This window comes from Pseudomonas sp. S8, assembly GCF_050473925.1.
Classification (GTDB): domain Bacteria; phylum Pseudomonadota; class Gammaproteobacteria; order Pseudomonadales; family Pseudomonadaceae; genus Aquipseudomonas; species Aquipseudomonas parakoreensis.
In genome coordinates, this window is sequence record NZ_JBFDVZ010000016.1 from 4,978,456 (window position 1) to 4,991,374 (window position 12,919).

Here is a 12,919-nt window from a genome sequence, read left to right on the forward strand (position 1 = left end):
ATGTTGTGGCCAGGGACTCTGATTGGAGCCGGAGCGGGTTTTGCGATCGCCAGCATTCCGGGGGCCATGCTTGGGGCATTGTTGGGGCAGGCGCTGGATCGGCGCCTGCACTTGCAGAGCTGGGGGCATCTGCGGGAAAAGCTCGGCGGACGGCCGATGTTGCGCAACGACGAATTGTTGTTCGTGTTGCTCGGGCGTCTGGCCAAGAGTGACGGACGGGTGACGGACGGCCATATCCAGCAGGCGCGCAATGAAATGAACGCGCTGGAAATGAGCGAGCCGGCGCGGCGGCGGGCGATTGCGGCGTTCAATCGTGGAAAGTCCGGTGGCGACCGCCTGCGCGGTTATCTGCGGCGCCTGAGTGCTCAGCCGCATGCCGCCGAAGGTGTGTTGCGCGCCTGCTGGCGGATGGTCTGGGCCGACGGTCGTGCGGGCGTCAGTGAGCGCGAATTATTGGCGCAGTGGGGCAAGTGGCTGGGCTGGACGACGCACCAGATCCAGGCGCTGGCCAATGATTACGAGCCCAATAAACGGCCGATTGTCAGTGCGGCGGTGAGTTATCAGGAAGCGATGCGCCTGCTCGGCGTGTCGGCGACCAGCGAGCCGGCACAGATCAAGCGCGCCTATCGACGGCTGCTCAGTCGTCATCACCCGGACAAGATCGCCGGCAGCGGAGCGACGCCTGAGCAGGTGCGCGAGGCGACCGAGAAAACCCGTGAGCTGCACAACGCGTTTACCCTGATTCGGGCGCGGCGGGATTTTCGCTAGCGATCAAAAGAGCAAAAGATCGCAGCCTGCGGCAGCTCCTACAGGAAAGGCATTCCGAGGTAGGAGCTGCCGCAGGCTGCGATCTTTTGCTTTTGTTTCTATCAGTCAGTCTTCTGCGGGTTCAACCAGCCACGCACCCGCCGAAACAGCTGTTCCTGCTCAGCCTTTTTATCCGGCAACGCCTTGAGCGCCACCTGGCTGAACGCCGAAGTCTTCAGGCGCTTGCTGGCCTGCATGCGCTCCAGTGCCGCGTTGCGATCCAGCGCCTTGTCCATGTAGAAAATATCCGCCGTCGGCAACTTCAGGGTCGGCGTCAGCTCGGCCAATTGTGGCTTGGCCTTGCTCGGCGTTTGCGCATCGACCATCAGCAGTTTCTCGACTTGAGCAGTCTGCCGCTCGCTGAGGAAGCGTGCGGCCCAGTAGGCACCTGTGCCGTGACCGAGGACCACGACCCGGCGTGCGCTTTGTTGCTCGGCGTAGGCAATGGCCGCGTCGATCCGCGCAAAGATTCGCTCGGCATCCGCCTTGGATTGTTCTTCAGTCGTTTCGGCCACGACCTGATCCGCCACGTCCGCTTCGCCGCCCGCGGCCTGTTCGATCGGTTGCGCGGTGGTGGCATCCTTGCTGCCACTTTCCGCGGCTTTCGGCGCGGCGGCGGGCGCAATCACGCGTGGAGCGATGACATCGCTTTGCAGATCCGGCAGGGTGATACTCAGGCTGCTCCACTCGACGTCGGGCAATTTGTTGCGCAGCGGGCCGATTACTTGCGGCCAGTCAGCGGTTTCGCCGGCGCCAGGGACAATAATCACTGCACCTTTGGGTTCGGCAGTGTTGGCCGGTTTCCACAGGGCGAGGAAAGTGTCGGCGCCGGCCTGCAGTTGCTGCTGTTCTTGTGCCGGGACTTTGCGTTCGAGTGCTGCGGCTTCTTCCTGACTACGCTCAAGCAGTGGCTGGCGTTCGGCGGGTTTTTCGGCGGCCGGTTGCTCGACGGAGGAGGCGGGCGCCGGATCGGCGGCTTCGACGGAAAACGCACAAGGCAGGATCAGCGACAGGCACAATGCTGGCATTGCCAGGCGATAGACAGAGGGCATCGGTTATTCCAGGCCAGAAAAGTATCCCGGCAGCCTAATGGGTTGGTCAGAATTTGTCAGTGTACGAGACTTCAATGATGCGTTTTTGCTGCCTGTGGGTTATCGGCGGGTTGTGTTTTCCCTTGATGGGCTGGGCGGCGTCTGCGCCGGCGGCGCATGCAGCGCTGTTGACGCCCGCCGAGCAGCAATGGCTGGCGCAGCACCGTGAGTTGCGTGTGGGCCTGGTGCTGCAGGCGCCGTACGCGCAATACGACCGACGTCTGCAGCGCTTGTCCGGGGCCAATGTCGAATTGATGAAGTCACTGGCCAAGACCTTGAACGTCGAGTTGAGCTGGCGCAATTTTCAGGATCTGGCGCAACTGGAGGAGGCCGCCCGCGACGGCGAAATCGACATCGCCCCGGGCCTGACCCAGACCCCGGGTGCACTGCGTCTGTGGCAGTTTTCCGATCCCTACATGCGGGTGCCGCAACTGGTGGTCAGCGACCAGAAGAGCGGCGGCGTGGTCGAGCTGGAAAAACTCGACAGCCTGTCGCGCGTCGCCGTGCGCATGCCCAGCGTGACGGCAGACTATTTGCGCAGCACCTATCCCCATCTGAATCTGCAAGGCGTGCCGCTGGAGCGTCAGGCGCTGCAACTGCTGTTGACCCAGCAGGCGTCCTACGCCGTGGTGGATGAAGCGCAACTCGGACGGTTGTCTGCCGAACCTGAGTTCGCCGGGTTGGTGGTGGTCGGCGATATCGGCTTGCCGCAGCTGTTGCGGATTGCCACACGGCGCGACTGGCCGGCGTTGGCCGGCATTGTTGAAAGTGCTCTGCGGGCGATTCCTGCGAAGGATCTGGAACGCCTGCACACGCAATGGCTGCAACCCAAATACCCGCGTCTGTCGGAGTCGCGGGGGTTCTGGCAGAACCTCAGTTTGCTGTTTGCGGTGTTGTTGCTCAGTTGTGTGGCCATTGTGGTCTGGCAACGACGCCAGCAACACAGTCTCGAACACCGCCTGCTGGCCGCCCGGGAAGACATCGCCCTGCGCGCGGCCAGCGAAGAAGCCTTACGCCTGACCCAGTTTTCCATCGATCAAAGTACTGTCGGCATTCTTTGGGTCAACTGGGACAGCCATGTGCGTTACGCCAACCGCGCGGCGGAAAGCATGCTCGGTTATCCACAGGGCGCGTTGATCGAACGGCCGCTGATCGATTTCGAACCCGGTCTGCACATGGACCGCTGGCTCAACCTGTGGAAACGCGCGCGGGCCAGTGAAGAAGGACCGCTGAGCTTTGAAACCAGCTGCGTGCGCGCCGATGGCAGCGTCCTGCCGGCGGACGTTTCGCTGAGTTTTCTGCGCTTTCGCGACAGCGAGTATCTGGTGGTTTATCTCACCGACGTCACCGAGCGTCGCCGCGCGCTGGCCGCGTTACAGGAAAGTGAAGCGCGCCTGCAAGGCATCGCCGCCAACGTACCGGGGCTGGTGTTTCGCCTGGAGCGGGCGCCAGTGACCGGGCAGATCGATTTCGCCTACATCAGCGAGGGCAGTGAGAGTCTGGTCGGCTACGCGCCGGCCGCCATCGCTCACCGCGACATGGGCTTGCGCAGCCTGGTGCACCCGGACGACAAGGCCAGTTACCACCAGACCCAGGATCAGGCACTGGACACCGACAGTGACTGGTCGTGGCAGGGCCGCATCCTCACCCGCCAGGGTGAACAGCGCTGGGCCGAGATCAAGGCAATCACCCGCCAGCTGGAGGATGGCGCCTATGTCTGGGATGGCATCGTCTGGGACATCAGCGAAAGCAAGCGCATCGAACTGGAACTGGCGGCGTCCCGCGAGCAGCTGCGTGAGCTGTCGGCGCACCTGGAAAGCGTGCGTGAAGAAGAGAAGGCACGCATCGCCCGCGAAGTGCACGATGAGCTGGGGCAGATGCTCACGGTGCTGAAACTGGAAACCTCGATGTGCGAGCTGGCCTACGCGCAACTCGATCCGGGCCTGCACGAACGGTTGAACAGCATGAAACGCCTGATCGCCCAGTTGTTCCAGCTGGTGCGCGATGTGGCGACGGCGCTGCGCCCGCCGATCCTCGATGCCGGGATCGCCTCGGCGATCGAGTGGCAGGCGCGGCGATTCGAGGCGCGCACGCAGATTCCATGTCTGGTGCAGGTGCCGGACAATCTGCCGGTGCTCAGCGACGCCAAGGCGATCGGGCTGTTCCGCATCCTGCAGGAGGCGCTGACCAATGTGATGCGCCACGCCCAAGCGCATACTGTGGAGCTGACGCTGGCGCTGAAAGGCGACGAGTTGTGTCTGACGGTCAGCGACGATGGCGCAGGCTTTGTCGCGACGGCGCAGCGGCCGACATCCTTTGGCCTGGTCGGCATGCGCGAGCGGGTGTTGATCATGGGCGGGCGGTTGGTGCTTGAGAGTGAGCCGGGCGAGGGCACCAGTCTGAAGGTGTGGGTGCCGGTGAGTGAGGTTTGAAGGTTTGTGGTGTTTGAGCTGACGCTATCGCGAGCAGGCTCGCTCCCACAGGGTTTGGTGTGTACCTGAAATCTGGAGAAAAAATTTGATCCGTGTACTGGTAGCCGAAGACCACACCATCGTCCGGGAAGGCATCAAGCAATTGATCGGTCTGGCCAAGGACCTGCAAGTGGTGGGGGAGGCGAGCAATGGCGAGCAGTTGCTCGAAACCCTGCGCAGTGTGCCGTGCGAGGTGGTGCTGCTGGACATCTCTATGCCTGGCGTCAACGGCCTGGAGGCGATCCCGCGGATTCGCGCGTTGAACAATCCACCGGCGATTCTGGTGCTGTCGATGCACGATGAAGCGCAAATGGCCGCCCGCGCGCTGAAGGTCGGCGCTGCTGGCTATGCGACCAAAGACAGTGATCCGGCGTTGCTGCTGACGGCGATTCGCAAGGTGGCGGCGGGTGGGCGCTACATAGACCCGGAGCTGGCCGACCGGATGGTCTTCGAGGTCGGCCTGACTGACACGCGACCGTTGCATTCGCTGCTGTCCGAGCGCGAATTTTCGGTGTTCGAACGCCTGGCCCAGGGCGCCAACGTCAATGACATCGCCCAGCAACTGGCGCTGAGCAGCAAGACCATCAGCACACACAAGGCGCGGCTGATGCAGAAGCTCAACATCACCTCGCTGGCCGAACTGGTGAAGTATGCGATGGAACACAAACTCCTCTAAGCACATTGATCCCGTGTGTAGGAGCTGCCGAAGGCTGCGATCTTTTGATCTTGTTTTCATAAGATCAAGATCAAAAGATCGCAGCCTTCGGCAGCTCCTACAGTTAGAACCGTGTGGGCATATCCATCAGCGACACGCGCTTTTGTTTGTTCTTGCGGCTCGCAGCATGGCGCTCGTCGCTCGCTTGCCAAAACGCGCCATCCTTGTAGGGCAATCCCTACCCCCAACCTTCCATCCCGCTGAGGCGATTCTCTCCTGCGCCCCGATTTGCGCGGCTGGCGCCAGCCACTAGGCTTAATCCACAGCAGTTACCAATAACAAAGGTGTGGGTATGAGCCAGGTCGATTCAAACGCAGGGGCCAGTGACGTGCTGGTCAGCTTTCGTGGAGTGCAGAAGAGCTACGACGGCGAGAACCTGATCGTCAAAGACCTCAACCTGGACATTCGCAAAGGCGAGTTCCTGACCCTGCTCGGGCCGTCCGGCTCGGGCAAGACCACCAGCCTGATGATGCTCGCCGGGTTCGAAACCCCGACCGCCGGCGAAATCCTCCTGGCCGGCCGGGCAATCAACAACGTGCCGCCGCACAAGCGCGACATCGGCATGGTGTTTCAGAACTACGCGCTGTTCCCGCACATGACTGTGGCCGAGAACCTGGCCTTCCCGCTGACCGTGCGCGGCCTGAACAAGAGCGACGTCAGCGACAAGGTCAAGAAAGTCCTGAGCATGGTCCAGCTCGACGCGTTCGCCTCACGTTATCCGGCGCAACTCTCCGGCGGTCAGCAGCAGCGTGTAGCGTTGGCCCGGGCGCTGGTGTTCGAACCGCAACTGGTGCTGATGGACGAACCGCTGGGCGCGCTCGACAAGCAATTGCGCGAACACATGCAGATGGAGATCAAGCACCTGCACCAGCGCCTCGGCGTGACGGTGGTCTACGTGACCCACGACCAGGGTGAAGCGCTGACCATGTCCGACCGCGTCGCCGTGTTCCATCAGGGCGAAATCCAGCAGATCGCGCCGCCGCGCACTCTCTACGAAGAACCGAAAAACACCTTCGTCGCCAACTTCATCGGCGAGAACAACCGCCTCAACGGCCGTCTGCTCAGCCAGAGCGGGGAGCGTTGCGTGGTCGAGTTGGGTCGGGGCGAGAAGGTCGAGGCGCTGGCGGTCAACGTCGGCCAGACCGGCGAGCCGGTGACCCTGTCGATCCGCCCGGAGCGCGTCAGCCTCAATGGCTCGAGCGACCAATGCGTCAACCGCTTCTCAGGGAGGGTGGCGGAATTCATCTATCTGGGCGACCACGTCCGGGTGCGCCTGGAAGTCTGCGGCAAGACCGACTTCTTCGTGAAACAGCCGATTGCCGAGCTCGATCCCGCGCTCGCGGTCGGCGACGTGGTACCGCTTGGCTGGCAGGTCGAGCACGTTCGTGCACTCGACCCACTTCTAGAGGCGCATTGATCGCCCCGGCAATACCAACACCAACCCTGCACGTGGAGAGAACAATAAATGTTGAGATCCCTGAAGTTCACCGCCCTGACCCTGGGCCTGATGGGTGCGGCCAGCGCGATGGCCGCCGGTCCCGATTTGACTGTGGTGTCGTTTGGCGGGGCGAACAAGGCGGCGCAAGTCAAAGCCTTCTACGCACCGTGGGAAGCAGCGGGCAACGGCAAGATCGTGGCCGGCGAGTACAACGGCGAAATGGCCAAGGTCAAAGCCATGGTCGACACCAAGAGTGTGTCGTGGGATCTGGTGGAAGTTGAATCGCCGGAGCTGTCCCGTGGTTGCGACGAAGACATGTTCGAACAACTCGACCCGGCGCTGTTCGGCAAAACCGAAGATTACGTCAAAGGTGCGATTCAGCCTTGCGGCGTGGGCTTCTTCGTCTGGTCGACCGTACTCGCGTACAACGCCGACAAGCTGAAAACCGCGCCAACCAGCTGGGCCGATTTCTGGGACACCAAGAAATTCCCGGGCAAACGCGGCCTGCGCAAAGGCGCCAAGTACACCCTGGAATTCGCGCTGATGGCCGACGGTGTAGCGCCGAAAGACGTCTACAAAGAACTGGCGAGCAAGGGTGGTCAGGATCGTGCGTTCAAGAAACTGGATGAGCTCAAACCGAACATTCAGTGGTGGGAAGCCGGCGCCCAGCCGCCGCAGTACCTCGCTTCCGGTGACGTGGTGATGAGCTCGGCCTACAACGGTCGCATCGCCGCCGTGCAGAAAGAATCCAACCTGAAAGTGGTGTGGAACGGCGGCATCTACGACTTCGACGCCTGGGCGATCCCGAAAGGTCTGGACAAGACCCGCGCCGATGCAGCGAAGAAATTCATCGCCTATTCGGTCCAGCCGCAACAGCAGAAGACCTACTCGGAAAACATCGCTTACGGCCCGGCCAACACTCAGGCAGTCCCACTGCTGAGCAAGGACGTGCTGAAAGACATGCCGACCACTCCGGAAAACATCGCCAACCAAGTGCAGATCGACGTCAGCTTCTGGGCTGACAATGGCGAGCAACTGGAGCAGCGCTTCAACTCCTGGGCTGCGAAGTAACCACAACCTGAAGGAAGACTTTGTGGCGAAGGAGCTTGTGTGGTGAGGGGATTCATCCCCGATGGGTTGCGAAGCAGCCCCCGAAGCCATACCCGCTCGGTGTGTCAGATAAACCGGATTCTCAGGTTTTACGACTGCTGCGCAGCCGATCGGGGATAAATCCCCTCGCCACAAAAACTCATCTGAGAGTTTTGGTGTTTCAACACAACAGAGGTGGTTCGCCACCTCTGTAACGATCAAAGATTTGCGGAGTACGTCATGGCCATCGCCGTTCCCCTGAACGAGGGCGCCAGCCCCACCTTGAAGCAGAAGCTCAAGCGCGCCGAGCGGGTCAACCGCTGGAAGGCCCAGGCGTTGATTGCGCCGCTGGTGCTGTTTCTGTTGCTGGTGTTCCTGGTGCCGATCGTGGCGCTGCTCTATAAAAGCGTCGGTAACCCGGAAGTGGTCGGCGGCATGCCGCGCACCGTGGCGGCCATCGCCAGTTGGGACGGCCGCGGCCTGCCTGCTGAGCCAGTCTACAAAGCGGCTGGCGAAGACCTCGCCGAAGCCCGCAAGAACCAGACGCTGGGCGATCTGTCCAAGCGCTTGAACATGGAGTTGGCCGGCTATCGCAGCCTGCTGACCAAAACCGCCCGGGCGCTGCCTTTCGCCAGCGAACCGGCCTCCTATAAAGAAGCCCTCGAAGCGCTCGACGAGCGCTGGGGCGATCCGGCCTATTGGCAAGCGGTCAAACGCAACACCAGCAGCATCACCCCGTATTACCTGCTGGCGGCGGTCGATCACCGTATCGATGATCTCGGCGAACTGGCCCCGGCCACCCCGGATCAGGCGATCTACCTCGACATCTTCGCCCGGACGTTCTGGATGGGCCTGATCATCACCGTGATCTGCCTGTTCCTCGCATATCCATTGGCTTACCTGCTGGCCAATTTGCCATCGCGGCAGAGCAACCTGCTGATGATTCTGGTGTTGCTGCCGTTCTGGACCTCGATTCTGGTGCGGGTCGCGGCGTGGATCGTGTTGCTGCAGTCGGGCGGGCTGATCAACAGCGCGCTGATGGCCATGGGCATCATCGATAAACCGCTGGAGCTGGTGTTCAACCGCACCGGGGTCTACATCTCGATGGTGCACATTCTGCTGCCGTTCATGATCCTGCCGATCTACAGCGTGATGAAAGGCATCTCGCCGACCTACATGCGTGCTGCGATTTCGCTGGGCTGCCACCCGTTTGCCAGTTTCTGGCGGGTGTATTTCCCGCAGACCTATGCCGGTGTCGGTGCCGGGTGTCTGTTGGTGTTCATCCTCGCCATCGGCTACTACATCACCCCGGCGCTGCTCGGCAGTCCGAACGATCAGATGGTCAGCTACTTCGTCGCGTTCTACACCAACACCAGCATCAACTGGGGCATGGCCACTGCGCTGGGCGGCTTGTTGCTGCTGGCGACCGTGGTGCTTTATCTGATCTACAGCTGGCTGGTGGGCGCCAGTCGCCTGCGCCTGAGCTAAGGGGAATTTGAAATGCTGAGTCCTTATATGTCGCCCATTGAACGGGTGTGGTTCTACAGCTTGCGGATCCTCTGCGGCCTGATCCTGCTGTTCCTGATTCTGCCGGTGCTGGTCATCGTGCCGCTGTCGTTCAACTCGGGCAGTTTCCTGGTGTATCCGCTGCAAGGCTTTTCGCTGCACTGGTATCAGGACTTCTTCGCCTCGGCGGAATGGATGCGTTCGTTGAAGAACAGCATCATCGTCGCTCCCGCCGCGACCGTGCTGGCGATGGTTTTCGGCACACTGGCCGCGATCGGCCTGACCCGCGGCGATTTCCCCGGCAAGGCGCTGGTGATGGCGCTGGTGATTTCGCCGATGGTGGTGCCGGTGGTGATCATTGGTGTGGCGAGTTATCTGTTCTTCGCGCCGCTGGGGCTGGGTAACAGCTTCTTCTCGCTGATCGTGGTGCACGCGGTGCTCGGCGTGCCGTTCGTGATCATCACCGTGTCGGCGACGTTGCAGGGTTTCAACCACAATCTGGTGCGGGCGGCGGCGAGCCTAGGGGCTTCGCCATTGACCACGTTCCGTCGGGTGACTCTGCCGTTAATTGCGCCGGGGGTGATTTCCGGGGCGCTGTTTGCCTTTGCCACTTCGTTCGATGAAGTGGTGGTGACGCTGTTCCTCGCCGGCCCCGAGCAAGCGACGCTGCCCCGGCAGATGTTCAGTGGGATTCGCGAGAACCTCAGCCCGACGATTGCGGCGGCGGCAACACTGCTGATCGCCTTCTCCGTCATCCTGTTGCTGACCCTTGAATGGTTGCGTGGCCGTAGCGAGAAACTGCGTACCGCCCAGGTCTGACGCTGATCCCCTGTAGGAGCTGCCGAAGGCTCGGGCCGCGATCGGACGATCTTTTGATCTGGCTTTTTAAGATCAAAATCAAAAGATCGCAGCCTTCGGCAGCTTCTACATAGGAATGTTCGTGCGTACAGAAAATCTATGTGTGGTTGTCATTCATGGGGTGAATGGCAGACAACCCGGTTTCCCCAGCTACGCTTGTGCTCAGCTCCCACATCTATAAGAGGCTGCGCACAATGAGTCTGTCCCAGTTCAAAATCGCTCACAAACTGATCACCGGCGCCGGGGCCATCGAGCAACTGGCGGCGGAACTCACGCGGCTGGATATCGACAACCCGCTGATTGTCACCGACGCCGCGCTGGTCAAGTCCGGCACTGTGGAGCTGGCGCTGTGCCAATTGGGCGGGCGCGAGTACGAGATTTTTGATCGGGTGCTGCCGGACCCGGAAATCGCCATCGTAGAAGATTGCATGCGCGTGTACCGCGAGGGCGGGCATGACGGTTTGATCGGCCTCGGTGGCGGCAGTGCAATCGACATCGCCAAAAGCGTGGCGGCGTATGCTGGATACCACGGCGCGCTGGAAGACCTGTTCGGTGTCGATCAGGTGCCGCGCAAAGGCCCGCCGCTGATCGCCATCCCGACCACCGCCGGCACCGGCTCGGAAGTGACCAACGTCGCCATTCTCTCGGACAAGGTCGCGCAACTGAAGAAAGGCATCGTCAGCGACTACCTGTTGCCGGATGTGGCGCTGGTCAGTCCGCAGATGACTTTGACCTGCCCGCGCAGCGTCACCGCCGCCAGTGGTGTTGATGCGCTGGTGCATGCGATCGAATCCTATCTGTCGGTCAATGCCTCGCCCATTACCGACTCATTGGCTATCGGCGCTATCAAGTTGATTGCCAAAGCCCTGCCCAAGGCCTATGCCAATGGCAGCAATTTGCAGGCCCGGGAAGACATGGCCACCGCCAGCCTGATGGCCGGCATGGCGTTCGGCAATGCCGGGGTCGGCGCGGTGCATGCGTTGGCGTATCCGCTGGGCGGGCGTTTCAACATCGCCCACGGCGTCAGTAACGCCTTGCTGCTGCCGTATGTCATGACCTGGAACAAGATGGCCTGCGTCGAGCGCATGCAGGATATCGCCGAAGCCATGGGGGTGAAGACCGCTCATTTGAGCGCAACCGAGGCGGCGGACAAAGCCGTGCAGGCGATGACCGAGTTGTGCGTGTCAGTGGAAATTCCTGCCGGGTTGCGCAGTTTTGGCGTCCCGCAAGAGGCGATCCCGGCCATGGCCGTGGAGGCCGCGGGAATCGAGCGTTTGATGTGCAACAACCCGCGCAGGCTCAGCGCTGCTGATATCGAGAAGATCTACCGAGCGGCGTACTGATCATCGCGGTCACGGTGCGCGCACGGAAACTTGAGGTATACAATGCGCGCCATCGTGATTTAGCTCAGAAAAGGTGCGTCATGCAGCCCTTCGTAATTGCTCCGTCGATTCTCTCCGCCGACTTCGCCCGCCTCGGCGAAGAAGTGGACAACGTTCTGGCCGCCGGTGCCGACTTCGTCCACTTCGATGTCATGGACAACCACTACGTGCCGAACCTGACCATCGGCCCGATGGTTTGCGCGGCATTGCGCAAGTACGGCATCACCGCGCCGATCGACGCGCACCTGATGGTCAGCCCGGTGGATCGCATCGTTGGCGACTTCATCGAGGCCGGCGCCACTTACATCACTTTCCACCCGGAAGCCACGCTGCACGTCGATCGTTCGCTGCAACTGATCCGTGAAGGCGGCTGCAAATCCGGCCTGGTGTTCAACCCGGCGACCCCGCTGGACGTGCTCAAGTACGTGATCGACAAGGTCGACATGGTGCTGCTGATGAGCGTCAACCCGGGCTTCGGCGGGCAGAAGTTCATTCCCGGCACCCTCGACAAACTGCGCGAAGCGCGGGCGATCATCGATGCCTCGGGGCGTGATATCCGTCTGGAAATCGATGGCGGCGTCAACGTCAACAACATTCGCGAAATCGCGGCCGCTGGCGCTGACACCTTTGTGGCCGGCTCGGCGATCTTCAATGCGCCGAACTATCAGGAAGTCATCGACAAGATGCGTTCCGAACTGGCGCTGGCCCGCCCATGAGCGGTTTTGAGCAGCTGTTCCCGGGGCAACTGCCACGGTTGGTGATGTTCGATCTGGATGGCACGCTGATCGACTCGGTTCCCGACCTGGCGGCGGCGGTGGACACCATGCTGCTCTCCCTCGGCCGCAAGCCTGCCGGTATCGAGGCGGTACGCGAGTGGGTCGGCAATGGCGCACCGGTGCTGGTGCGCCGGGCGCTGGCCGGTGGCATCGATCATTCGGCGGTGGATGACGTCGAGGCCGAGCACGCGCTGGAATTCTTCATGGAAGCCTATGGCGCGAGCCACGAGTTGACCGTGGTCTATCCCGGCGTGCGCGACACCCTCAAGTGGCTGCACAAGCAGGGTGTGGCCATGGCGCTGATCACCAACAAGCCGGAGCGTTTTGTCGCGCCGCTGCTGGATCAGATGAAGATCGGCCGTTACTTCAAATGGATCATCGGCGGCGATACCTTGCCGCAGAAGAAGCCTGATCCGGCCGCGCTGTTCTTCGTGATGAAAATGGCCAACATCCCGGCCTCACAATCGTTGTTCGTCGGCGATTCGCGCAGCGATGTGCTGGCGGCGAAGGCGGCGGGGGTCAAGTGCGTGGCGCTGAGCTACGGCTACAACCATGGCCGGCCGATTGCCGAGGAATCCCCGGCACTGGTGATCGACGATCTGCGCAAGCTAATTCCCGGTTGCCTCGGTACAGCCGCTGAGATAACGTTGCCCGACGCATCTCAATCCCATTCTGGAAACGCCATCGTGGTGGTCACCCGCAAACTCTGGATGAAAGTCATCAAGGCCCTGGCTCGCTGGCGTTGGCGCGCCTGACTGGTTCCTGGCCGGCTTGCCGGCGCGTTTG

General features: G+C 61.6%; 11 protein-coding genes. 10 read left to right on the forward strand and 1 reads right to left on the reverse strand.

Going from position 1 to position 12,919, the window contains the following annotated elements:
• Nucleotides 1-768 (forward strand): TerB family tellurite resistance protein, encoded by a 768-nt coding sequence (locus AB1J88_RS23530; protein ID WP_041070087.1) that lies wholly within the window; start codon nt 1-3, stop codon nt 766-768.
• Between the two features lie 101 nt (nt 769-869).
• Here AB1J88_RS23530 and AB1J88_RS23535 read toward each other — a convergent pair whose 3' ends face one another.
• The gene (locus tag AB1J88_RS23535; protein ID WP_041070089.1) at nt 870-1,859 is read right to left on the reverse strand and encodes an alpha/beta hydrolase family protein; all 990 of its coding nucleotides are present in this window, start codon (nt 1,857-1,859) and stop codon (nt 870-872) included.
• 74 nt (nt 1,860-1,933) lie between these two features.
• On the opposite strand from AB1J88_RS23535, the gene AB1J88_RS23540 reads away from it, so the two are divergent.
• From AB1J88_RS23540 to AB1J88_RS23580, 9 genes are all read left to right on the forward strand, one after another.
• Complete coding sequence (locus tag AB1J88_RS23540; RefSeq protein WP_430292091.1) at nt 1,934-4,330, forward strand: PAS domain-containing sensor histidine kinase; 2,397 nt, start codon at nt 1,934-1,936, stop codon at nt 4,328-4,330.
• A gap of 85 nt (nt 4,331-4,415) precedes the next feature.
• Nucleotides 4,416-5,045, forward strand: a complete 630-nt coding sequence (locus AB1J88_RS23545) for a response regulator (RefSeq protein ID WP_003228820.1) — start codon at nt 4,416-4,418, stop codon at nt 5,043-5,045.
• A 331-nt stretch (nt 5,046-5,376) separates the two neighbouring features.
• Nucleotides 5,377-6,501, forward strand: coding sequence for an ABC transporter ATP-binding protein (locus AB1J88_RS23550; protein WP_007966453.1), 1,125 nt, complete (start codon nt 5,377-5,379; stop codon nt 6,499-6,501).
• Nucleotides 6,502-6,549: 48 nt separating this feature from the next.
• Complete coding sequence (locus tag AB1J88_RS23555; RefSeq protein WP_041070096.1) at nt 6,550-7,593, forward strand: ABC transporter substrate-binding protein; 1,044 nt, start codon at nt 6,550-6,552, stop codon at nt 7,591-7,593.
• A gap of 258 nt (nt 7,594-7,851) precedes the next feature.
• Nucleotides 7,852-9,099, forward strand: a complete 1,248-nt coding sequence (locus AB1J88_RS23560; RefSeq protein WP_098965898.1) for an ABC transporter permease — start codon at nt 7,852-7,854, stop codon at nt 9,097-9,099.
• Nucleotides 9,100-9,111: 12 nt separating this feature from the next.
• Nucleotides 9,112-9,936: an ABC transporter permease gene (locus AB1J88_RS23565; protein ID WP_041070101.1), complete on the forward strand. Its 825-nt coding sequence runs from the start codon at nt 9,112-9,114 to the stop codon at nt 9,934-9,936.
• 233 nt (nt 9,937-10,169) lie between these two features.
• Complete coding sequence (locus AB1J88_RS23570; RefSeq protein ID WP_430292092.1) at nt 10,170-11,318, forward strand: iron-containing alcohol dehydrogenase; 1,149 nt, start codon at nt 10,170-10,172, stop codon at nt 11,316-11,318.
• An 80-nt stretch (nt 11,319-11,398) separates the two neighbouring features.
• Nucleotides 11,399-12,073, forward strand: a complete 675-nt coding sequence (gene rpe, locus AB1J88_RS23575; RefSeq protein WP_003228808.1) for a ribulose-phosphate 3-epimerase — start codon at nt 11,399-11,401, stop codon at nt 12,071-12,073.
• Nucleotides 12,070-12,888, forward strand: coding sequence for a phosphoglycolate phosphatase (locus AB1J88_RS23580; protein ID WP_430292093.1), 819 nt, complete (start codon nt 12,070-12,072; stop codon nt 12,886-12,888). The genes rpe and AB1J88_RS23580 overlap by 4 nt, the downstream gene beginning before the upstream one ends.
• Nucleotides 12,889-12,919 lie beyond the last annotated feature (31 nt).

What these genes read in the sequence shown, in the direction of transcription:
- rpe (WP_003228808.1), top strand. Translation starts at nt 11,399, where the DNA reads ATGCAGCCCTTCGTAATTGCTCCGTCGATTCTCTCCGCCGACTTCGCC.
- AB1J88_RS23570 (WP_430292092.1), top strand. Translation starts at nt 10,170, where the DNA reads ATGAGTCTGTCCCAGTTCAAAATCGCTCACAAACTGATCACCGGCGCC.
- AB1J88_RS23535 (WP_041070089.1), bottom strand. Translation starts at nt 1,859, where the DNA reads ATGCCCTCTGTCTATCGCCTGGCAATGCCAGCATTGTGCCTGTCGCTG.
- AB1J88_RS23560 (WP_098965898.1), top strand. Translation starts at nt 7,852, where the DNA reads ATGGCCATCGCCGTTCCCCTGAACGAGGGCGCCAGCCCCACCTTGAAG.
- AB1J88_RS23565 (WP_041070101.1), top strand. Translation starts at nt 9,112, where the DNA reads ATGCTGAGTCCTTATATGTCGCCCATTGAACGGGTGTGGTTCTACAGC.
- AB1J88_RS23550 (WP_007966453.1), top strand. Translation starts at nt 5,377, where the DNA reads ATGAGCCAGGTCGATTCAAACGCAGGGGCCAGTGACGTGCTGGTCAGC.
- AB1J88_RS23580 (WP_430292093.1), top strand. Translation starts at nt 12,070, where the DNA reads ATGAGCGGTTTTGAGCAGCTGTTCCCGGGGCAACTGCCACGGTTGGTG.
- AB1J88_RS23530 (WP_041070087.1), top strand. Translation starts at nt 1, where the DNA reads ATGTTGTGGCCAGGGACTCTGATTGGAGCCGGAGCGGGTTTTGCGATC.
- AB1J88_RS23555 (WP_041070096.1), top strand. Translation starts at nt 6,550, where the DNA reads ATGTTGAGATCCCTGAAGTTCACCGCCCTGACCCTGGGCCTGATGGGT.
- AB1J88_RS23540 (WP_430292091.1), top strand. Translation starts at nt 1,934, where the DNA reads ATGATGCGTTTTTGCTGCCTGTGGGTTATCGGCGGGTTGTGTTTTCCC.